At 47.4% G+C, this 22,503-nt stretch carries 16 protein-coding genes; 5 read left to right on the top strand and 11 right to left on the bottom strand.

The window, feature by feature from the left end; translation table 11 throughout:
• Positions 1 to 21: 21 nt before the first annotated feature.
• Entirely contained in the window at positions 22 to 2,991 is a 2,970-nt protein-coding gene (locus tag KO518_RS07525) for a TonB-dependent receptor (RefSeq protein WP_216025202.1), read from the bottom strand.
• Positions 2,992 to 3,456: 465 nt separating this feature from the next.
• Between KO518_RS07525 and KO518_RS07520 the strand changes: the two genes are divergently transcribed.
• Genes KO518_RS07520 through KO518_RS07510 form a run of 3 tightly spaced genes read left to right on the top strand, consistent with a single transcriptional unit; the run spans position 3,457 to position 6,387 of the window.
• Complete coding sequence (locus KO518_RS07520) at positions 3,457 to 4,608, top strand: hypothetical protein (protein WP_216025201.1); 1,152 nt, start codon at positions 3,457 to 3,459, stop codon at positions 4,606 to 4,608.
• A gap of 4 nt (positions 4,609 to 4,612) precedes the next feature.
• On the top strand, positions 4,613 to 6,226 hold the full coding sequence (locus KO518_RS07515; RefSeq protein ID WP_216025200.1) for a glycoside hydrolase family 43 protein: 1,614 nt from the start codon (positions 4,613 to 4,615) through the stop codon (positions 6,224 to 6,226).
• 23 nt (positions 6,227 to 6,249) lie between these two features.
• The gene (locus KO518_RS07510; protein WP_216025199.1) at positions 6,250 to 6,387 is read left to right on the top strand and encodes a hypothetical protein; all 138 of its coding nucleotides are present in this window, start codon (positions 6,250 to 6,252) and stop codon (positions 6,385 to 6,387) included.
• A gap of 173 nt (positions 6,388 to 6,560) precedes the next feature.
• On the opposite strand, the gene KO518_RS07505 is transcribed toward KO518_RS07510, so the two are convergent.
• The 10 genes from KO518_RS07505 to KO518_RS07460 all read right to left on the bottom strand — a co-directional run bounded on the left by KO518_RS07505 (position 6,561) and on the right by KO518_RS07460 (position 17,808).
• Complete coding sequence (locus KO518_RS07505; protein ID WP_216025198.1) at positions 6,561 to 6,725, bottom strand: hypothetical protein; 165 nt, start codon at positions 6,723 to 6,725, stop codon at positions 6,561 to 6,563.
• Positions 6,722 to 8,305: a sugar porter family MFS transporter gene (locus KO518_RS07500; RefSeq protein WP_216025197.1), complete on the bottom strand. Its 1,584-nt coding sequence runs from the start codon at positions 8,303 to 8,305 to the stop codon at positions 6,722 to 6,724. Before KO518_RS07500 ends, KO518_RS07505 begins: the two co-directional genes overlap by 4 nt.
• 213 nt (positions 8,306 to 8,518) lie before the next feature.
• Complete coding sequence (locus KO518_RS07495) at positions 8,519 to 9,553, bottom strand: LacI family DNA-binding transcriptional regulator (RefSeq protein ID WP_216025196.1); 1,035 nt, start codon at positions 9,551 to 9,553, stop codon at positions 8,519 to 8,521.
• Between the two features lie 81 nt (positions 9,554 to 9,634).
• Positions 9,635 to 10,657, bottom strand: coding sequence for a methionine synthase (locus tag KO518_RS07490; protein WP_216025195.1), 1,023 nt, complete (start codon positions 10,655 to 10,657; stop codon positions 9,635 to 9,637).
• Between the two features lie 8 nt (positions 10,658 to 10,665).
• Positions 10,666 to 11,667: a DUF1852 domain-containing protein gene (locus tag KO518_RS07485; RefSeq protein WP_216025194.1), complete on the bottom strand. Its 1,002-nt coding sequence runs from the start codon at positions 11,665 to 11,667 to the stop codon at positions 10,666 to 10,668.
• A gap of 217 nt (positions 11,668 to 11,884) precedes the next feature.
• Positions 11,885 to 13,102, bottom strand: coding sequence for an ABC transporter permease (locus KO518_RS07480; protein ID WP_252736014.1), 1,218 nt, complete (start codon positions 13,100 to 13,102; stop codon positions 11,885 to 11,887).
• Positions 13,103 to 13,112: 10 nt separating this feature from the next.
• Positions 13,113 to 14,423, bottom strand: coding sequence for an ABC transporter permease (locus tag KO518_RS07475; protein ID WP_216025193.1), 1,311 nt, complete (start codon positions 14,421 to 14,423; stop codon positions 13,113 to 13,115).
• 10 nt (positions 14,424 to 14,433) lie between these two features.
• The gene (locus tag KO518_RS07470) at positions 14,434 to 15,135 is read right to left on the bottom strand and encodes an ABC transporter ATP-binding protein (protein WP_216025192.1); all 702 of its coding nucleotides are present in this window, start codon (positions 15,133 to 15,135) and stop codon (positions 14,434 to 14,436) included.
• A gap of 30 nt (positions 15,136 to 15,165) precedes the next feature.
• Positions 15,166 to 16,464, bottom strand: a complete 1,299-nt coding sequence (locus KO518_RS07465) for an efflux RND transporter periplasmic adaptor subunit (protein WP_216025191.1) — start codon at positions 16,462 to 16,464, stop codon at positions 15,166 to 15,168.
• 195 nt (positions 16,465 to 16,659) lie between these two features.
• Positions 16,660 to 17,808, bottom strand: coding sequence for an AI-2E family transporter (locus KO518_RS07460; RefSeq protein WP_216025190.1), 1,149 nt, complete (start codon positions 17,806 to 17,808; stop codon positions 16,660 to 16,662).
• A gap of 385 nt (positions 17,809 to 18,193) precedes the next feature.
• Here KO518_RS07460 and KO518_RS07455 point away from each other — a divergent pair, with 385 nt between their 5' ends.
• Positions 18,194 to 18,673, top strand: a complete 480-nt coding sequence (locus KO518_RS07455; protein WP_216025189.1) for a DUF3718 domain-containing protein — start codon at positions 18,194 to 18,196, stop codon at positions 18,671 to 18,673.
• Positions 18,674 to 19,379: 706 nt separating this feature from the next.
• Entirely contained in the window at positions 19,380 to 22,298 is a 2,919-nt protein-coding gene (locus KO518_RS07450; protein ID WP_216025188.1) for a TonB-dependent receptor, read from the top strand.
• Positions 22,299 to 22,503 lie beyond the last annotated feature (205 nt).

The raw sequence follows: 22,503 nt of genomic DNA, 5'->3' as shown, positions 1-22,503 counted from the left end.
CCATACCGCGGCCACATAATGCTAGAAGGTTCCCCGGAACCCTACGTTGTAACGCGCCTGAAAGGCCTGCGCACTCACCAGTTGATTCGAGAACCGACCATGCTGTCGCAGTGACGATTCGGTTAGGTTTACGCCTTCAACAAACAACGTAAAATGTTCGTTAATGTCATAACTGATGTTGGCATCAACCTGCCCATAGGATTCAGTAAACACAGGCTCATCCGGAGCGCGAAGTTGATCTGTCGAAGCCAGGAAATCGTCACGCCAATTGTACGCGACGCGAACCTGAAACCCGTTTTTATCATAAAAAGCAACCAGATTTGCAGAGTCACTTAGTCCAATTAGTGCCGTTTGTTGTACTACGCTTCTAATATCATACTCAACGTCGCCGTCGACAAAAGTGGCGTTAGCCTGGATCCCAAAACCGGTATCGTCGAATAAGTGTTGAACGGCGAGTTCGATACCATCAACACTGGCAGACTCTTCGTTCACAGGCGTGGTGATTAGCCAGTCTATTACAGGTGAGTTTGCGACTGCCGTGCCATCACAAACCGGCGAATCGGTACCGTTTAACGGGCATTGACCGGCTCCATTACCCAGATCTCCCTGACTTGGATCGGTATAAGCTATGCCGTCGGCATTATACAATTTACCCGACACAGTGTTGTTAGATATGTAATTATCAACCCATTTTTTAAAGTATCCAATCGATGCATAGCTGCCTTCGTCGTAGTACCACTCTAAAGACACATCAACACTATCAGCGACATAGGGTTTTAAATCAGGGTTGCCCTGATAAGCCAGGTATGGGCCGGCAGGTCGCGAATTAGCGATATTTGTAGCTGGCCGCAATGCGGTTAAATCATTACGCGTAAGACTTCGGCCTGCGGATAGACGGGCGATAAAGTCATCCGTCATTTCCACAGCAATATCGATATTAGGCAATAAGTAGGTATAATCACCGCTTAATTCACTGACACCAAATTGAGGCTCTGAGTCAAATTGTGAACGCAATTCCGTCAAACTAACGTATCGCAGCGCATAAGGCGTTACCTGAGATGTGACCCCTGTGACATCTGTAGTTTCGTAGCGGGTGCCAGCGACAATATCCACCAGCATACCGTGAAACTCCGTTTCGAATTCCAGTTGAACGTATGCCGATAAGGTTTTTTCCTGTAATTCATTCACTACGTTGGGGTTATAGGAAAAACCTACATCATCATTCACCCGATTCAACAACTCATTGACGTCAAACTCCACCACATATGGGAAAAGGGTATCACTATTAGAAAACTCACTGCCCAGATTACCTCTTTCCAGGTAAATTAAGTCACTTTCACTGGGGTTCCAGCTGCGACCCAATCCTGTAAAGTGCATGCGCCAGGTAGTGTCGTAATTAAAATCGACATAACCTACCCCAAAACTAACGGCTGCTAAATCGCTGTCACCATCGTTTAACCACGTGAAGTCAAGTTTGATTTGATCAATGGTATTCTCAACTTCGTTGCCCCGACCAATAGCCAGGTTTCCACCGACTAGGCCTGGATCATAGGGTCCATCGATACCAGTCATCACCTCACCGGTATACAAATAGCGCATCTGACCATCAAACCCTGCTGCTGCCATTGACGACTGATCATTCAAACGAGGTAAGTCCCCACTATCGTTATAGTCCAGCGTGTACTGCCCTGCGTAGCAAACCTCAAACGTATTACAAGCAAAATCAGCGTTCGTTAGCAATAGGGAGTTTTCAGAAATCGTGCCATCTGGCTGAGCATGTGATGCAGAATGGTGTGCGTCAAACGCCATACGCAAGGTATCTGTGAGTTGCCATTTTACATTGACGCCCACAGAATCGTTTTGTGTTTCAATTTCATCATAATAGCCGATGAAATCAGTACCACCCGCACCATTGGTAATATGCGCTAAGGTACCGTTAGCATCTGCGACCGCATTTACCCAATTTCCCACCCAGTAGGCAGTTTGATAGCGCTCAATGGTAGTTTCATAGTCCGACATGAAATAGTCCAGTGTTACCTCAAGATCGTCAGAAGGCGCAAATTGCACAACCAATTGTGCATTGGTTCGTGAGCGCTCATGGTGAGATACATCCATGTTGTAATTTTGCGGTAGCCAGAGGTGTCCTTCCGGGTTGCGGGAAAGGTCAATATTTGATGTATCAACCGAACCACCAGCCCCACCGCAATCAGGGCTAAAGGGTGTGGCGTACCCTAACTCGCAGTTGCCACCGGTTTGCCGAAGCCAGCCGTCAGTTGCAATGATTTCCTGAGCGCTGTCCCGGTCACTCGAGGAATAAGCTAGCAGTACACCGAGCTTTCCGTCCATAAAACGGTTCGATACCATACCGGAGAATTCAGGGGTGACTTCACTGCCTTTTTGGACAGAACTATCGTGAATACCCTTCACACTAAAAGCAGATTTAAAGCCATCGAAGTTAAACGGCTTTGCAGTTTCAATGTTAACAGTGGCACCGATACCGCCTGACGCAACATCAGCTCTGGCTGTTTTATATATTTGCACGCCACTCACAGATTCGGCGGCTATTTGTTCAAAATTAAAGCTGCGGTTTTGGGTGCCGCCTGCCCCTTCTTGTTTCGGTGAGTCGGCAAATGGCATTAAACGACCATTCAACGTAACCAGGTTGAAACTTGGACCAAAGCCGCGAACGGTAATTTGATTCCCTTCGTTGTTTTTACGATCGATAGAAACCCCGGATATTCGCTGTAATGACTCTGCCAGGTTGGTATCGGGAAACTTACCAATATCTTCGGCCGAAATAGCATCCACCACACCCTGGGAGTGTCGCTTTACGTCCATGGCTTTAATAACTGAAGAGCGAATGCCCGATACCTCAATCACTTCCATATCTTCGTCAGCGCTCTGCGCAACGCTGATATTCGGTGTAATAAATAGCGCAGCGGCTATCGCTAAGGATAATGCGGATGGCGTTGTGCTGATGTGGCTTCTCATATTGTCCCCTCCCCGGGTTTTTATCTCGTTGTAAAACAAAATACCGTCGTACCACGTGACACCCGCACCGCGGGTAAACTCACTATGCTCAACAGCATCCAAAAACAATGAGCCAACAAAAATGTTAGCGCTAACAATGAAATTAACTTATCATCAAAAAACAAGCGCATCAAACAAAAAAAGAACAATTTATTAACACCGGCAAGACAAAAACGAATTTTCGTAACAAAGAAAGAATTTTAGTGTATGGAAAAACCAACTTATTGAGGCAAGACTTAGTAAAATTCGACACTTAGGCCGTATATCAATGCTTAGCAATAAGCAAAAAAGTAACAAAAAAGAGGTTTACAACGAACCTCGCCGTCATTTATGTTAAAAATGTTAACGGTAACAAAATTAAATCGCGTAAGTTTTAGATTTGTTTTGCTATCACTGTAAGAACACGCGAGTAGGTGGTGACTGAATATGAAAAAAATAATTGTTGTACTTAGTACGTTTACTTTGCTACTTACAGGATGCGCTTCACACCAAGACAAACGACAGCGCTCTTCCCATCACGTACCACCTGACAACAAACTACTGCTGTTCATCGGCCAGGATTCCGATACCATTTCCAATTATCTTTCCCAAGTGCAGGAAGATAACGTCGAGGCTGTAACACTCTATACACAATTAAAATCACCTGTTCCTGATGATACGCTACACGGTATTCGACAAGCGTCCTCGTGGGACGCCGGAACAACAGATTTTGATCGAACCTTAAGCGAGGTTCCCCATGCCGCGTTAGCAATCGGTCTTGCTTTGGATACCTGTAATCAGGTGAATCATCCGGCCCGCCTTGCCAACGGTGACTACGACGACAGCCTGGCGACCCTGATTGACTACCTCGTATCACTCGCTCCCCGAAAGGTATTTCTGCGTATAGGTTATGAGTTCGATGGTCCGTGGAATTGCTATGAGCCTGAAGCATATAAAGCCGCCTTTCGCTACATTGCCCGAGCACTCGATAATGCTGATACTGCTCATGTCGCTACGGTATGGCAGTCTGCCGTTTGGCCTGACGGATATGATCAAACAAAGTATGACGTGGCGGCACCTAACCATTTTAGTAGCTGGTATCCCGGTGACGATGTTGTGGACTTTGTAGGTATCTCGGTATTTTATCGCGATCTTAGCTTATGGAACTACCAGCCACCATCAAACCCTGCAGAAGGGCAAGAGGCAGCGCTCTCATTTGCCAGGACACATCAGAAGCCCATTATGATAGCGGAATCAGCTCCCCAGGGTTATCGGACAGGAGCATTAACCAAAAGCCCTATCCATCAGAACAAACCTCAACCGCTAAGTGCCATGGAGATATGGCACAACTGGTATGCACCTTATTTCGAATTCATCAGGCGCAACAGAGACATCATTAAGGTTGTTGCCTATATCAATACCCACTGGGACGCTCAGGGCATGTGGCAATGTAATGAAAATGCCGCTGCCGGTCGCGATGGTTGCCCGCAGGGTAACTGGGGAGACTCTCGTGTTCAGGCTAACCCTTACATCAAGGCTAAGTGGTTAGAACAGGTAAATGATACCTCCCTGTGGATTCAAACAAGCGAGTACGATTAAGCCCATGTCAAAAAAATATATTCAAAACCCCATTCTCACTGGTTTCAACCCAGATCCAAACATCCTGCGAGTAGAAGATGACTATTACATTGTCACCTCCACATTCGAGTGGTTTCCTGGATACCAAATCCATCACTCCAGAGATCTTGTCAATTGGCAACTCATTCACCGGCCACTTGACAGAGTGTCGCAACTTGATATGCGCGGCGTGCCCGATTCCTGTGGTGTGTGGGCGCCCTGCTTGTCTTATCACGATGGCGTTTTCTACTTGCTTTATTGCAATGTGAAGAGTTTTAATGGCGACTGGAAAGACACACCAAACTATCTGGTTACTGCCACTGACATACGCGGGCCCTGGTCGGAACCTGTTTTTTTAAATGCCAGCGGATTCGACTCGTCGTTATTCCACGATGATGACGGCAAATCTTACTTTGTAAATATGTTAATGGACCATCGCAATGGCAAGTTCTTTGGTGGTGTCGTGCTACAGGAATTTTGCAAAGAAACAAACGCACTCACGGGCAGGATTCATCATATTTTTGAAGGCACCGAACACGGTCGCACCGAGGGGCCTCACCTATACAAACGAAATGGCTGGTACTATTTACTTACTGCAGAAGGCGGTACCAGCTATGAGCATTGCGTCACGCTGGCGCGTTCACGCTCTGTATTAGGGCCTTATGAAGTACACCCTGAAAATCCGATAATCACCGCCAAATACAACCCCAAAGCACCGTTGCAAAAACTGGGGCACGGCGATTTGGTAGAGACACAGAACGGTGAATGGTACGCAGTTTTTCTCACGGGAAGGCCGTTAACTGAACTTGGGCGTTGTATCACTGGACGAGAGACTGCCATTGAACAGGTGGAGTGGCGAGAAGACGACTGGCTTTACCTTACCCATAACAGTAAAGAAGCGAGACTCTATGTTGAAGCCCCGTCGTTACCTGAGTATCCGTTTACTGCAGCACCGGGATCGGTGAGCTTCGATAGCCCGGAACTCGATATACAATTTCAATCACTGCGCGTTCCTATGTCACCAGAATGGATAACCACGCAAGAGCGGCAAGGCTACCTAAGACTCTACGGCCGTGAGTCACTGAGCTCCTGCTTTGAACAAAGTCTGGTGGGCAGAAGGGTGCAAGCCCACATCTCCAGTGCTGAAACTTGTGTTGAATTTTCTCCAGAAAATTTTCAGCAAATGGCTGGGCTTGTGTGTTACTACAACACATTCCACTACCATTATTTACACATTTACGGCGACGACTTCGGCACATATTCGGGACGAAAATTTCTCACTGTACTGAGCTGTGACAATCACCTGACCACCCAGCCTAACGCGGAGCCGATAGATATTACAGGGGCAGAAAAAGTTTACCTCAAAGCTGAATTTACCGGCTCAGTCATTCAATTTCACTATGCATTAATGGAGGGAAACTGGCAAAAGATTGGGCCAGAGCTGGACGGCAGCATCCTGTCCGACGATTACGTCGAACATGGTGAAACACGCTTTCACCCCTGCTTCACTGGCGCATTTTACTGCCTGGCATGCCAGGATTTGTCCGGACAGAATCTACACGCCGACTTCAGCTATTTCACCTATCGCGAAAATGCGTAACAAACCAGAAGAGAGGGCCTTACATGGCCACTACACTGATGCCATTCCTGGCGATAGATGGTATACACAATATTTCCTGGTATTGTGGAGCACCAATAGCGCTAATGGACCTTCAAGCGGCAATGTGTCTTGATAGTCTGGATTTGCTGTTGCAGCCATAAACTGCGCGCATGCGGTACAATTTCATAACCTAGCCGACCATGGCGTATATCATCCGCTACCGCTTGCGCTTCATAGTGAAAACCCTGGCTCCGCCGCGGGTCCTCAAAGCAATCTACTTCATCATCCAACACAAATAGCGAGGCCTTACGGGCTCGCCAGAAGTCGGGGATCGCTATGTGGCGAAGGTTTTCGCATCCTCTTCCCGCCGCGCAGCCACAGCAACAACCTCACTCCCACTGACGTATTGCATATCATCAACGAACTGTTGCGCAATACGCCCTGTACTCACTATGCCCCACTTTATATTACTCTTTGTTTTATCAATAATGGTACTCATCCTTTTGCGGACTCCACTGCGGGTGTAATTACGAGCACGTTTTCAATATCCTCCAGCGATTTGCCTTTCGTTTCGGGTAACACTCTGTAAACCAAAACGAAGCCGAACACAGCGAACACCCCATAAATGAGAAACGTTACCGACGTACCTAACGTCGCCACCTCAACGGGAAATACCAGTTGTACAGAAAAGCTCACGATACTGTTAAACAACCCTGTAAAAGCAATGCCTATTCCTCGGATATGGTTGGGGAATATTTCCGCCAATAGCACCCACATCACCGGCCCCAACGAGACCGCAAACGAGGCAACAAACCCCAAAATTCCCGCTAGAATGAGCATAGGATTCATGGTCACAGCAGCTTGAATCAAAGCAGATTCATATTCCCTGGCCTCCGTTTTTCCTAAGCGAGCAACAATGGCGTTCTTGAATTGCACGTCATTGGTATAGACTTCGCCTAGCAACGGCGCCACCTTTTCCTTCACTTCACGATTTTCAATAAGATGCATTTTTTCTGCAGATAGGGAATACGTGGCCTGGCTAAATCCATACGCCACCACACTCATGCTCACGGCTACGCCGGCAAGACCAATTAGCATGAGTGGTTTTCGGCCCAGCTTATCAATCAGCAACATGGCTACAATAGTAAACACTACATTCGTCAGGCCAACCAATATAGCTTGAGAGTATGCCGCATCCTGGCCTATTCCACTTTGCTCAAAAATGGTGGGCGCGTAGAAATAAACGGCGTTGACACCGGTGATTTGTTGACAACAAGCAACCAACAGCCCAACGGCTAACACCAAGCGCATGGGTTTTGAAAAAAGCAGGGTAAGCCGTTCTGACAACGACGACATGGTGCGAGTTTGGCTACCTTTTATGTCGCGTACAAATTTGTCAGCTTCCGCGCTGGGGAAAAGCATACCAATCACCCTTTTTCCCTCGTCTATCCTGTTATTCATCACCAGCCATCTTGGGCTTTCAGGTATGGTGGTCAACGCCACGAGGTATAGGACGGCCGGCACTACCTCAATACCTAGCATCCACCGCCAAACATGCTCGCTCATACCCAGACTATCTGCCCATTCAGCGCCACTCGCACTGATTTTTAAGAGGAAATAATTAGCAAAATAGGCCGCGGAAAAACCCACTACAATATTCAGCTGATTGATAGAAATCATCTTCCCCCGTTGCTGACTAGGGGAGATTTCTGCAATATACATAGGAGCCAATACCAGGGAGGCAAAAGCAATACCGCCGATACAGCGAGCGAACACCAGCGCACTATAACTGGTAGCCGATGCAGACAATAATGACGAGAAGCAATAAATAAAGGCAATGCTGATCAACACATTTTTACGCCCGAACTTATCTGCACAGGGGCCAGCAAAAAAAGAGCCTAGCACCGCCCCAAGTGTCGGAGCACTTACCACTAAACCTTGCTGCCACTCATTGAGTTGAAACTCTGTAGCGACAAACCTTACAACGCCGGAGATGACAGAGGCGTCAAAACCAAAGATAAAGCCACCCAACGCCACGATAACAACATAAAGTACATTACTCGAACCACACCTATGCATGGCACCTCCTCACTCTCATTGTTGTTCCAGCTCGAAAGTCATCGCCCTCAACAAGCCATAGTATTGGAGGCTAATAACAATATTAGTTTTCCACCACAAAAAATGATAGCGCTAACAAATTACGCAATAATTACACATCATTCAATATTTATTTACATGATGGCGAAAAGAAAAGTGATACAGATACCGCTTACAAATATTAAGGGAGTCACGTTAGCTCAGTGCGCGAACCGATTCTCTTTCGACAATTTCAAAATCCAAAATATGTCTGAGATCGCGAAGCGTACATGTTGCTGGTTGCGTGAGTTTACCCGATGCCAGAATATCAATGGCCGTTCTTGCCATTTCGGTAATCGGCTGACGCACCGTGGTAAGGTGAGGAGAAATAGTCGTTGCTAACTGAGCATCGTCGAACCCAACGACGGAAAGATCTTTGGGAACCTGTAAACCGTTAACGTAGGCCACTGACACCACTGCCGCCGCCATTTCATCGTTAGCCGCAAAAACGGCGGTTGGCCTAGAGCCCAGTGTAAGCAGTTTATCGGCACAAGCCAAGCCGGACTTGTAGGTAAACGCCCCCTGTTCAATATACTCTGGCGGCACTGACAACCCGTTAGAGCGCAACGCGTCGAGATAGCCTTGATAGCGCATGCGGCTAGCGCCTTGCTTTGCATCGCCAACAATATGAGCGATGCGCGTGTGCCCCTGAGCAATAAGATATTCTGTGATATCAAATGCAGCCTGGTAATCATCAATACAAATAAAAGGGGAAGACGTTAAATTCTTGTCAGGCGCCACCCGCACAACAGGCACATGATGAGCTTCAAGTAGTGAAATCACTTCTTCTTTATCACTCACTGGTGGCAGTAAAATCATGCCGTCAACCTGTGTGGTGGTGATGAGTTCGCGAATAGACTCCAGCGAACGCGGCACATTGTCGTCGACTTCATCAACCACCAGATGATACCCCCTGCGACGACAGTGTTTTAATGCCGACAGCAGAAACTGACTAACATACGACCCATTCAAATCGTAGTAAAGCAGCCCAAGAAAGAATGATTTGTTGCTGGCGAGTCCTCGTGCTGCCACGTTGGGCCGATAGTTAAGGGCCTTCACCGCACTTAGCACTTTCTCCTTTCTTTTTTCGCTTACCTTCGATTCATTATTGAGGACGCGGGATACCGTCATGCTCGATACACCAGCAAGTTTCGCCACATCCTCAATTGTCGTTCTTTTTTTTCGGGCCATACCAAAAATTGTCTTCTCACCGCAGCATTGCATTACATCAGCTAATGCAAAAATGTGCAACGGAAGAAACCACTGCCACCTTCAAAGCCCTTGTCTGATAAGCGCTGCTCCTTGGCACAATGCCTTTAATTTACCAAATGCCACTTGCCGGGGTAGCGGCGCCATGCCGCAGTTTGTGCAAGGGTAAAGTTTATCAGCATCCACAAACGCGAGGGCTTTTTCCAACGTTGCCGCGACTTCTTGTGGGGTTTCTACGGTGTGATTTGCCACGTCAATGGCGCCTACCATGACCTTTTTCCCACGTAGCAACGCAATGAGTTCCATGGGTACTTTTGAGTTTTGACATTCTAACGACACCATATCTATGGCGGATTGCTGCAATTTGGGAAACACGGCTTCATACTGTCGCCATTGTGCGCCGAGTGTCTTTTTCCAATCGGTATTGGCCTTTATGCCGTAGCCATAACAGATATGCACAGCGGTTTCACAGCGCAAGCCTTGCACGGCTCTTTCAAGCGTCGCTACGCCCCAATCATTCACTTCATCAAAAAACACATTAAAGGCTGGTTCGTCAAACTGAATAATATCGACTCCCGCCGCTTCCAATGCTTTGGCTTCCTGATTTAAAATCACTGCAAATTCCCACGCCAGTTTTTCCCTACTCTTGTAGTGAGCGTCGTACAATGTGTCTACCATCGTCATCGGGCCTGGCAGCGCCCACTTAATAGGTTTTGTGGTTTGACTACGCAAAAAGGCCGCATCGCTCGCAAACACCGGTTTTTTATAGGTAACAGCATCCACGACAACCGGTACACTGGCGTCATAGCGATTGCGTATTTTCATCACCTTGCGCTTGGAAAAATCCACACCGCCTAATTGCTCTATAAACGTGGTAACGAAATGCTGACGAGTCTGTTCGCCATCACTCACAATATCAATGCCGGCCTGAAGTTGGTCGTGCAGGGATACGCGCAATGCGTCCCGCTTTCCCTCGGTTAAGGCCCCGCCCTCTAATTTCCATGGCGACCACAAGGTTTCAGGTTGTGCCAGCCACTGTGGCTTGGGCAAACTGCCCGCAAAAGAAGTTGGTAAACGTGTTGTCATTGTCTGCTCTACTTGAAAATAGCCGCGCGTTGCCGGCGCGGCCAGTTGGCTGCCCATTGATTTAATATTGCCTCATAAGGCTTGATGAAATGTGTCTCGGTGAACCTGCCCTGTTCAATCGCCAGCCTGCTTCGCTCTTCACGGTCGTAGACAATTTGAGTGAGAGAGTGGTCCTGGTGCTGCAAGCTCGGCTGATAGACCTTCCCCGCCGTGGCGTTGGCGTTATATATCTCCGGACGGTAAATTTTTTGAAACGTCTCCATAACACTTACCGTACTAATGAGCTCCAGGTTGGTGTAGTCGTTGAGCAAGTCACCATAAAAATAGAAAGCCAACGGCGCAGAGCTGTCAGGAGGCATGAAATAGCGCACATTAAGCCCCATTTTTTTAAAATACTGCTCGGTTAATGAAGACGTGGTTACCTGATATTCCACTCCTAATACCGGATGGTGATTTTCACTGCGATGGTAAGTTTTGTTTTCTGACACACTTAGGCAAATTACCGGGAGTTTTGAAAAATTCTCTTTATACACAGCAGAGTTGACAAACTCCTGAAAGAGCTTGCCGTGAAGTTCGCCAAAACTATCCGGCACGGAAAATGTGTTGGTATGCTTATTGTGCGCTTGTAACAGCACACTAAAGTCATAATCGCGAACGTAGGATGAAAAATTGTTGCCCACCATACCGTCAATGCGTTGTTGGGTTTTGTTGTCGAGAATTTGTGCATGCAGCACCTCAATGGAGGGGAAGCTGTTTCCATTCCCCTCCACGTCGATATCTGCAGAGATAATATCCAGTTCAACGGCGTAACGGTTTCTCTGTGGATTATCCCACTGAGCTAGTGCATTGAAGCGATTGTTTATCATCGTCAGGGTATTGCGAAGATTCTCACGACGTTGCTTTCCTCTCGCCAAATTTGCAAAGTTAGTGGTGAGGCGGGTGTTTTCTGATGGGCAATACTCTTCGTCAAAGCGAAGTCGTTTAAGTGTAAAGGTGAACGCTTTATTCATGATATCCGGGCACTGTGTTAGCAAAAAATCTCATTTTATTCACTGCGTCATAGGCAGTAGCCACAGTTATACAACGGCCAACACATGAATAAAAATGATATAAAATCATCAAACCATGAGCATAAATCATGCGGCATAACAATAAGGAGGGAGACTGGATACCAATAATTACTGGCGCGTTAAGGCTGGTGCACGCCAGCCTTAACAATGGCGACATTCACACTGTTCGGGTTGCGATAGCCGGAGGGATACCAGCCGCCCGGCTGGCTGGCCCAAACACGGCCAACTGCCCTACCAGCCAAAGTATGAGCATGCCAACTGGAATGTAGTACCAGGTGATTGGCGTCAAATCAAACTGTTCAACAAGCACAATATTCAGCCCTATTGTGAGCGCGGCCCCCACTAATACGCCAACCGTTGTAATGATAAAGTTTTCCATCATGAAATACCGCAATACCGCGCCCTTACTTGCGCCAAGTGCCCGCCGGGTGCCTATTTGTTTTCTACGACTGTTTACGCTGAAACTGGCTAGCCCCACAATACCCAGTGCCGTTACGACAGTGAGAACAATCATGACGGTGGTCAAAATTTTAATCATGGCGCTATCGCCACGATAGCTTCGCGCCCGGGTTTCTTCAATTGTGTTCAAACCGCGAATAATTCTGCCGGTGTGTCGTTCGGCTAAGAACGTTTCAACCTGTTGCATGACCGCATCTCGCTGGCCTGCTTCCGTGCGCACAAAATAACGAGTAGCATCATTATTCAGATGTTCCGGCGACAACATAGCATTTTCCACCCGGCTCCACCCCACCCAGGGCGCCTGAAGTTTATCGACAATCCCCTTTATCACCATAGGTTCTGTATCGTTGATGTACACCGTTTTACCCACAGTTTTAGAATAATGCTCGTCGGGAAACAATGCCTCAGCCATGGCCTTGGTGATAATGACGTCATTCGGCCAGTCACTTTGAGCGGGTTCCCGCCAGCGAACATCGGTAGCGGTAAAGTTTTCCCCGGCAATAACATCGAGATCCAGCGCATTGACGCCGTGTTCATCGACCATATACACCGCCACGCCAACGCCATCGTACTCAACGCCAGCCTGGGTTTTAAGTCCCATAGACCAACCACCTCCACTGATGGGGATGGCATTTATCTGCACAGCGTCAATCACACCGGGTAACTGGCGAAGTGCCGCGAGATCCTCTGTGATGGTCACTTTAGCATTGAAGTTTGAACCAAAACCAGAACTGGAAAGGTAGAAAGAATTTGCTTCATCAATACCGCTTTCGCGCTGCATTTTCTGACTGCGCTCATACACAATGAAAACCGCATTCACCACAATAGTCATAGTTATGGCAATTTGGATAGCAATGAGCAACGCGCCGGTTTTGTTTCGCATCAGTGATCGAAAAATAGGTCCTATTTCTAACATGACGGCTTCCTTATTGACTCTTGAGTTGACTGGCAGGCGCAATATTGCAGGCTCGCCACGTAGGATATAGCCCCGCCGCAACGCTCGATACAAGGGCCAGCACTAGTCCCACCAGCACCATGGTAAGATCGAGCACGGCGAGAGCCTGAATATACTCTCCGTAAAGGCTTTTAATGCCTTCTAACCCCACCAAGGCCAGCGACAATCCCAATAATCCCCCAACAAGGCCAATCAGTGCGGTTTCTACCAAATGCTGTAAAAACACATCGCCTTTCGATGCACCTACTGCTCTACGCAATCCTATTTCAGACGCTTTGCCGCTAAATTTCGCCAGTAGCAAACCAATCGTATTCAGCAGGCACACAAACAAAAACATTAGCGATAACCACAGCATGATTTGCGCATCGTCGGCAACGACTTCCTGGTCTTCCATCCAGGTCATGACATCCGACAAACGGTTTTGCATAGGACGGGGAAAGCGCCCCAGTGTTTTCTGCTCGCTCACGTAACTGTGCAGAAAATCCAGATAAGCAGCTTTATCCTCTAGTGTGGGCAGCTCTACCCACATCTGAAAACCGATACACTCTGAGCGAAGTTGCGCCTCGAAGCCATCTCCTTCTGGAGCTTTCCAGCAATTGGTGTTACCCCAACTCGGCAAAGCCAACTCTTCTTTGAGCATAAATGGAATAAACACTTCTTCCGATTCTTCAAACGCGCCGTTGTTCACATCGTAGAACTTAGGCATGGGTTGCCAATCATCGAGTACTCCGACTACCCGAAACTGTCGACCAAATAACCGAATAGACTCACCCACAGAATTTACGCCGCCGAAGACTTGCTCATTAATACGCTTTGTTAGCACCACCACTTGCTCTCGCTTTTCATCAGCGCGAGCAGACCATGGATTACCGTATAAAAAAGGCACTTCAAACATGGCAAAAAAATCGCGAAACGTCAGTCTTGCCGATACTTCAAATGGTTTGACATCTTTATTGTCCGGTTCCATTATTCCGCCGGTACGGCTCATCGCAGCCTGTCGCAATGCCCTGTTAGCGGCCATCAAATTAGTGGCTTCTGTCCAGGTTAACTGGTTGGGAATATCGTCTTCATTGAACGCGTTGTGTGGGTCCCAACTGTCAACCTGAACGTAATACAGGGCATGACTTTTTTCCGGAATAGGATTGGCCGACATCAGGTAATTCACCGTTATCGTGGTCATGCTCGAACCAATCCCCAGTGCAATAGCAGCCACCATAAGTCCGCTGAGAACCGGATTTCGCTTGATGCTCTTCACCGCGAGTCGAAGGTAATAGATAAACATGGATTGATCCTCAGGCGATGGCTGCATTGGGGAACGCAGCGCCGGTTGACAGTTCACTTACCTGGCCGTCCCTGACGAATATATTGCGTTTAGCCTGATTGGCGAGAACCTGATCGTGAGTGACCATGACAATAGTTGTGCCACGGGCGTTGATATCTTGCAATAACGCCATAACACTGGCGGCCATGGTAGAGTCCAGGTTGCCCGTCGGTTCATCGGCCAACAGAAAACGGGGTTCACCGGCCAGCGCACGCGCAATGGCAACCCGCTGTTGCTGCCCTCCGGATAATTGTGCGGGAAGGTGCTTCATTCGGTTCGCTAACCCCACCAAATCCAAACTTTGTTCTATGCGCTTGCGTCGTTCTTTCGCGTTAAAGCCGCGATAGCGAAGCGGCACGTCCACGTTGTCGAATAAATCGAGATCGGGGATCAGGTTGAAGCCTTGAAATATGAAGCCAATTTTTTCATTTCGCATCCTGCTGCGCTGTTTGTCGTTTAGTTGGCTTACATTTACACCGTCCAGCTCATAGGTACCGTCGCTGAAGGTTTCCAGTAATCCGGCTATATTTAAAAATGTGGTCTTTCCCGAACCCGATGGCCCGGTAACCGCCACAAAATCTCCTTCGTCTACCTGGAGACTAAAATCACGTAGTGCATGAGTTTCGATTAAATCCGTACGAAATACTTTCTTCACATCTGTCATTTGTAGCATGGTGTGTTCCTTCTGCCCTGTAGAGCTGTCTTATTGATTAATTTGAATGGTTTGGGCGCCGTTAAACTGTTCAGTACCCGACACGACAATGGTGTCGCCAGGCGCGAGTCCTGAAAGAATTTCTACACTGGAAAGACTGCGCGCGCCCGTAGTAATAGCCGTTTTATGAGCCATGCCGTTTCGCACCAGATACGCGATGCGACCGCTACCACTTTCCAGGAACTGTCCGCGCTGTACCATCAGCACGTCCTGCTTATTTTCCATAAGAATACGGGTGGTGAGTCGCTGGTTTTGTCTTAATCCCCGAGGCTGCGTCAGTGTGTTTCCTCGGTCGTCGAGGGTGGCGAATCGCACTCTACCGGTTACCTGATTGTTCTCGATTTCGGGCGAGATAGTAACCAGCGCCGCCCGGTGCGATTCGCCGTTGAGCTCTACTTCAGCGGCCATACCGATGGCCAGGTCGTCGGCATAACTCTCTGGTATTGCCACTTCCAATTCGAATTCAGACAAATCAACCACGCTGAGAATTGGTTGATTCTTCGTGACCTGGTTTTTCTGCTGAACAGCCAAATTGCCTACGATACCGTTTACCGGAGAACGCATTGTCAGTTCTTCAACCTTGCGACTGAGTTCATCCACCAGCAGTGACTGCCGCTCTACTTGCAGCGCTTTAGTGTGAATTTCAAATGCCAGACTCTCTTTATTCAGCGCGGCGTCCTCTACTGCATGTTGATGCACTAGCTCCGCGTTTTTAAGATCGTCCTGGGCCTTCTCAAAATCAATCTGGCTAATGGAATTACTTTGATAGGCTTTATCTGCACGCCGCTTTTCACGATCTGCCGCCTCCAGGGCAACCTGGGCGAGATCCACGGCTTTTTGATTCTCCAGTGCCTGTTTTTTAGCCTGTATTTTTTCTCTGTCCAGCGCCATTTCAGCTTCCTGCAAGCTCGCTTGCTCTTGCTTGAGTTGGTTGGCCAGTTCAAAACTTTCGATGGTGGCCAGCACTTGGCCTTTGCGCACACTGTCACCAGCATCAACCTCAAAGGTAATGGTACCTTGGGCTGGGCTATATAACTTTGGGCTTACTGCGGCTACTACCTGGCCCTGAACAGACAAGTCCCGGGTAAAGTCTCCACGGGTTACGGTGGCCACCCGAATACGCTGCGCAGAGACGGAGGAATCTGACCCCGACCATTTGCTCATCGCCGGAACCACCCACAGAGCGGCAATGACAATAAGCAGGAACAACACAGTAATTATGACGTAGGGCCTAACAGACTTTTGCGTGGCAAGAGTGACATCCTGGCCACTGGTATCAGTGATTTTCATCAACACTATCCTGAAATCTAAAAGAACAATCACAGGGTAAGTCGAGGGAACTGAGCAAAAGGTTTTAAAAAATTTTGTAAGAGCTAAAATTTCATGACGAGAAACAGAAGACGACCTATTGAGACTTAGATGACAACAGCAACAGGGTGTGTAGCAGGAAAACAGAACCAGCGCTCGGTCAGCGTACTCTGGGCCTCAAGATTCAATAAGCTTTACCCAATGTGGCAGCGCGCCGACGTTAGCTAGAATAATTTTGATACTCATTAATACCGGTACAGCAAGTAAAACGCCAATAACACCCCACAACCAACCCATAATTGACAACCAAAGAATGATTATAAGTGGGTTGACCCGCATACTCTTTCCCAAGATGGCTGGCGTGACAAACTGCGATTCCACTATATTTATACTCAAAAACACTGCCGCAGGTAACAAAGCCGCACTCACTAAACCAAATTGCACTGCACCGGCCACAAGCAGAATAGAACAGCTCACCAGACCACCAAGGTAGGGCACAAAATTCATCAGTGCAACAAGTACCCCCCAAAGCACGGCGTCTTTAACCCCTAAATACGTGAACGCCAACGCGGTGATGAAACCCAACAACCCGTTGATAATGCTCACAGTAATGATGTAATTCGACAGCTCTCTTTGAATGTGATTAACCATAACAATGGCCCGACGCTTGTTTGTCACAATGGGAAAGTCCTTGATGAAAACGCTGAACAGTTCCGGGCCAAATACCAACAGAAACAATATGAGAATAAGGCAACCAAAAAGCTGTGCAAGCAACAGTGGTGCACCACCTAAGGCAGTCATCAGCATTTCCATGCCACTTTGTTTTAACTTCCCGGTCACTAAATTTTCCTGTTTGTCTTCGGGTACCGGCGGCGCGTCGTCATCGTCAAACCAACCAAAGAAGGACGAACGCTCTTTCTGTGGCTCGGGAAGTACCTCAACGCCACCATTTTTAAGACTATCGCTGAGATCTTCTATTTCCTGAGTCACTTCTGCTGCCATTTGTGGCAGGGCTTTCATCCACCGCTCGGCAGGTTCTGCCAACTCAATGCCCAAAAAACTGAACGGAGCAATAAGAAATGCCATTAATACCGCAGCAGAAACAGCCCTGGGAATATAGAACTTTCTGGCCATAGCCACCAATGGGCTTAACAGCAAGGCTAACAAAGCAGAAAACAACAGGGGAATAAGTAACGATTTGGCAAGGTAAAGTGTGTAAATAATGGCAAGAACTAACAGTGTTCTCAGCAACCTGGTTTGACGGGCTTCCCGCAAGTAAGGCACAGAGCGAGGGTTGCTATTGCCTGGTCGTAATTGTTTACCCATCGTATGCCTGTTGTTCCAACGTTATTGTGAAGATCCGTTCATAGGTATTTGTCCATCTGCTTTTGGCTTTGGGACGTCATTTTTACGCCCACGGACCATTTCGGTTCACCGATTCGAAAGATCTTTGTCTGCCAGTCACACTGGAAGTGTAGTCAGGCCACCTGACAATAGCGTGCAACTGTAACGAGAAAGCATACTTTGTAAATTTTTCTATAAGAAAACATTTCACAGTGTAATTTTATTTCATTTTTGTCGTAAAAATAAAGAAAAAAACGCATTTTCTGTAATTAAATTACAAAAAATACTTTATTTTTGGTTTTTTTAGGCGATAATACAAACATCACAGCGGTGATATCTAATTTAGTTACAAAATAGGAATTTAATAATGAAACTGTCTACTGTCGCTCTCGCTTTAACATTATCTGTTGCTGCTACACAAACATTCGCCAAAAGCCTTGTTCTAAAACCTCTGAACGACAACATCGAAACTCAAGCGTGCTTAACAGCTGCAAATGAAGGTTATCAGCAGGCATTGCGATTGGTTCGCAGCAAAGGCTTAAACTCTGAAGAGTTTGCTGCATCAGTACGTTGTAACGGCGTGACTTTGCACACTTTTGCGAATATGTATAAAACGAAAGAAACACCTGCAGATAACACTGCTGAAGCCAGAACCATTGCGCTTGTTGCAAAAAATCGCGATATTGCATCTCAGGCCTGTCTTGAAGCACTGTCTTCAGGTAAAGAAGCTGCCCTGGCAAAATTCGGTTTAGAAGGCGAAAGTATTATCTGCAATTACAAATCATTGAACGATTTTGTTCGCGAGTACAGCGCAGACAACGTAATAGTTCGTACTTCAGCGGAATAAGCTGAAAAAAGGTTAGCAACCTACTGCTAAAAAAGTACAGTTTCATGGCCTTTCGCCCCTAAAGGCGAGAGGCCTGACACTATACCCTTTGATCGTCACATTCTTCGAAAAAATTCTCGTTTCCTTTGCCATTCATCCCCTAAAACCTTCCCGCTGTACAAAGATATCATTCCTTATTTGTTTATTTTTCCCGGCCTGATTTCAAGCGTATCTGCAACCTGGACGAATAAATTGCGTTTGCTGTAAACCTAATATTGCTTTTATGAGTTGACCACTTGCATAAAATACAAGCACTTTGAATCGGGTGCTGACCAAGCCCAAACCCGTTTTCACCATTTCGTGAACGAGATGAGGAGAATCACACGGCTCAAAACATCTGGGCGTCATATCAATGGGCGTTTCGTCAAGCAGTCGATATTGCATGATTTGTTTTTTTGCGCTTCTTTTTTGTACTACACAGACTGCATATTCTCTTTAGTTATTTCCCGCTACAAGCACGCTCGCCCCTTCTTCGTATCACCCTTGTTTGTTTTTTGTTATTTTTTTGTTTTAACCGCAAACATAATATGTTTAAATAAATACCATGATAACAAAAAGAACAACTTTGATATAATTGTCTGACCTGTACTCACATGGAAACAGGTTTCAAGCAGGCAATTGGGATGTATACAATTTCGGATGGCGGGCTCAGGAGGCTCAAAAGGCGATGAAAACCAAAATGACACATAATTCCCTGTTAAAAAATACAGCGATTGCTATTGCTGTGGCTCAGTCTTTAACTGGTGGGACAGCGTTTGCACAAACCACCGCAAATGAAGATGACGCTATAGAAACCATTCAAGTGCGCGGTATTCGCGCCAGTCTAAGCCAAAGTTTAAACCGCAAGAAAAACAGCGATGAAGTGTTAGATAGCATTGTTGCCGAAGACATCGGTAAATTCCCGGACACAAATGTCGCGGAGTCATTGCAGCGTATTCCGGGTGTGTCTATCGACCGCGCTGGTGGTGAAGGTTCTCAAGTTACTGTGCGGGGTTTCGGCCCTAACTTCAACTCTGTTTTAGTCGGTGGACGCCGACTGGCTACCGACACAGCAGGCCGCAATTTTCGTTTCGACTTACTTGGTGCAGAGCTAATTGGTGGTGCCGATGTATACAAATCAGCACCCTCGCACTTGCAAGCCGGCGGTATAGGCTCAACTATCGATTTACAATTGCAAAAACCACTAAGCATTGGCGAACAAAAAACCGTACTTAGTACCCGGGCCGTTTATGAAGATAACTCCGGCGAAGTGGCACCTCAGTTCTTTGGTTTATTCAGTAACACCTTTGCTGATGACACCATGGGTGCGCTGATATCTTTGTCTTATCAAAAACGAAAATCAGCCCAGGATGCAGTTTTTTCAGGCCCCTTCGTTGGCCCGGAGATAAACGAAGAGCAGGCTTCAGTGCTGTTTGCTGATGGCACCGGAAATGGTGCGGGACAATATCTTCACCAACAACAAATTAGGTTCGCAAGGCAAGAACAGCAGCGCGACCGTATTGGTCTTACCGGTGTATTCCAGTATCAGGTAAGCGACGATGCCATGCTAACCATTGACGGGTTATATAGTGATTTCGATATTTCTAATCAGACCACGCATAATTTTATGTTTAACGAGCGGGCAACTTACAATAATGCAATAACCGATGAGAACAACATTCTCGTAGGATGGGATCAAATTGGTCGCCCTTTCCAGGCTGCGATAGAAGACAACAGAGCATCGCAAGTCTGGCAAATCGGTGTTAATTTTAATTGGGACATTACAGACAACATCAGTGCTGCGTTTGATGCCTCCTACTCTGAGGCAGAAGACGATTCTGCCGGAGATGATTTCTTCTTTGTGGTGGCCGGCCCAGAAGCTGTGCAGCGTTTTGATTTTACTCAAAGTAGCGATGCCCCGACGTTCCAAAACTTTGAATTTGAGTTGGCCGATACTGATCTAAATGGCGATGGCGTGATCAACAGCCTCGATCGCATTGTTGGCGACGAAATTTTAGCGCCAGATCCAAACGACACCTATTCTTGGTTTGGTACCCGTGAAGGCCAGGGCAGTACAGATAAAATTCTCGAGCTTCGTTCTGACTTTGAATGGTATATTGACACAGGCGTACTTGAAAATATTACCTTTGGCGCCTATTACGCCGATCAGGAAAAGACCCGTTCAGATGCGCGCACACCTGGCGGCGGCAATGGCATCAACAACGCCTATCTGCAGGGGCAAATTCCCCTGCCAGCGAGTCTGTTTTCACTCAAAAACAATGACAATTTCCTGGACGCAATAAACATAGATGCGCCCTCGCAGTACCTGGCATATGATCCTGAAGCGGTAATTGATTATCTGGAATCCGCAGAAGCGCTGGCGTTACGCGATAGCCTGAATGGTTTGCCTCCTGGCACCAGTGCAGCGCGCTTAGGATTAGACCCTGCTAATCCTCGCGCTGACGGCGGTGTAGGTTTTAACGCCATCGATGTACCAAGAAATGCCTTCATCATTGGTGAAGAAACAATGGCAGTATATGCCAATGCGAAGCTAACAGGTGAAGTCGCTGACATGGGGCTGACGGTAAATGTTGGCTTTCGCTACACAAAAACCGAAACTACGTCTGAGGCATTCGCTGAACCCTTTGAAACTATTTTCCCTGATCCAACACGCCCAGATGTATTGCTAAGTACCCGTTTACCTGCCCAGTTTATCGAACAAACTGAAGATTATGATGAATTTTTGCCATCGGTGACAGCGAAACTGAACGTCACTGACCAGGTGGTAGTGCGGGCGTCTTACTCTAAGTCACTCACTCGCCCTAACCTTACCGACTTAAACCCAGGTATTAATACCGCGCCAGAATTGCGATTGTCCAGCCTGACAGGGTCCGCGGGCAACCCGGATCTTGACCCGTTTTTGTCAGACAATATCGATATGTCTGTAGAATACTATTTTGCAGATACATCCGTGATCAGCGCCGGCGTTTTCAGAAAAGATGTCTCAGCCTTCATTGCACAGCAAGAGATGCGCGAAGGCTTAACACTGCCGCCTGGCAACCGCTTAGACGAGGTGACCGAAGATCGCAGCAATATTGATGGCGATACTATCTACTTGGACATCAACCGCCCGCGTAACCTGAACTCCACCGTTGTAGACGGTGTCGAGATTTCATTTCAGCACGTTTTCGATACACTGCCAGGCTTGCTGCAATACGTCGGTGTAAGCGCCAATTTAACGTACGTCAGTTCTGATGATGAAGTGGGTAACGAACTCATCGACGCCGCGGTTGCCCTGCCTGGCTTAAGTGACTCGCAGAACTTTGTGGTTTACTATGACGATGGCACAATAGAAGCGCGGCTTGCCTACAATAACCGCGATCGTTTCTTTAGCGGCCGCCAAGGTGCAGAGCCTATTTTCACCGACGATTTTGACCAGCTCGATGCCCGTATTGCCTGGAACATTGGTGAAAACTATCAGGTATTTATCGAAGGGACGAATTTAACCAATTCTTTCGTTAAACGCTCCGGACGATTTGCCAGCCGGTTTGGCGGCATTGAAGATCCGGGTGCGCGATATGTGCTTGGTGCCAGAGCCACTTTCTGAAAAACGCATAATTGCTGCCAGCCATTCATTGTGTGATTGCTGGCACATTAGCTGAAAGATTCACCAATTATTGTTCTAAAGACGCCCGCGTGGCGTCTCGTTTTCTTACCGTTCATCCCTGGCTGCTGTTAGATGCCAGGGGATACTTCCTAACACGCTGCAAACAGTTCGGCCTTACTTTCTCAACGCCGCACTCATACCGTCA

This window comes from Aestuariibacter sp. A3R04 (assembly GCF_018860805.1).
In the GTDB taxonomy this organism is placed as follows: Bacteria; Pseudomonadota; Gammaproteobacteria; order Enterobacterales; family Alteromonadaceae; genus Alteromonas.
The sequence above is the reverse complement of the archived record's forward strand: the minus strand, read 5'-3'. Positions and strand labels throughout refer to the sequence as shown.

Coding starts and splice junctions, on each gene's coding strand:
- KO518_RS07490 (WP_216025195.1), bottom strand. CDS start 10,657: ATGACAACACGTTTACCAACTTCTTTTGCGGGCAGTTTGCCCAAGCCA.
- KO518_RS07455 (WP_216025189.1), top strand. CDS start 18,194: ATGAAACTGTCTACTGTCGCTCTCGCTTTAACATTATCTGTTGCTGCT.
- KO518_RS07460 (WP_216025190.1), bottom strand. CDS start 17,808: ATGGGTAAACAATTACGACCAGGCAATAGCAACCCTCGCTCTGTGCCT.
- KO518_RS07520 (WP_216025201.1), top strand. CDS start 3,457: ATGAAAAAAATAATTGTTGTACTTAGTACGTTTACTTTGCTACTTACA.
- KO518_RS07485 (WP_216025194.1), bottom strand. CDS start 11,667: ATGAATAAAGCGTTCACCTTTACACTTAAACGACTTCGCTTTGACGAA.
- KO518_RS07510 (WP_216025199.1), top strand. CDS start 6,250: ATGGCCACTACACTGATGCCATTCCTGGCGATAGATGGTATACACAAT.
- KO518_RS07515 (WP_216025200.1), top strand. CDS start 4,613: ATGTCAAAAAAATATATTCAAAACCCCATTCTCACTGGTTTCAACCCA.
- KO518_RS07465 (WP_216025191.1), bottom strand. CDS start 16,464: ATGAAAATCACTGATACCAGTGGCCAGGATGTCACTCTTGCCACGCAA.
- KO518_RS07475 (WP_216025193.1), bottom strand. CDS start 14,423: ATGTTTATCTATTACCTTCGACTCGCGGTGAAGAGCATCAAGCGAAAT.
- KO518_RS07470 (WP_216025192.1), bottom strand. CDS start 15,135: ATGCTACAAATGACAGATGTGAAGAAAGTATTTCGTACGGATTTAATC.
- KO518_RS07500 (WP_216025197.1), bottom strand. CDS start 8,305: ATGCATAGGTGTGGTTCGAGTAATGTACTTTATGTTGTTATCGTGGCG.
- KO518_RS07480 (WP_252736014.1), bottom strand. CDS start 13,102: ATGTTAGAAATAGGACCTATTTTTCGATCACTGATGCGAAACAAAACC.
- KO518_RS07450 (WP_216025188.1), top strand. CDS start 19,380: ATGAAAACCAAAATGACACATAATTCCCTGTTAAAAAATACAGCGATT.
- KO518_RS07495 (WP_216025196.1), bottom strand. CDS start 9,553: ATGGCCCGAAAAAAAAGAACGACAATTGAGGATGTGGCGAAACTTGCT.
- KO518_RS07505 (WP_216025198.1), bottom strand. CDS start 6,725: ATGAGTACCATTATTGATAAAACAAAGAGTAATATAAAGTGGGGCATA.
- KO518_RS07525 (WP_216025202.1), bottom strand. CDS start 2,991: ATGAGAAGCCACATCAGCACAACGCCATCCGCATTATCCTTAGCGATA.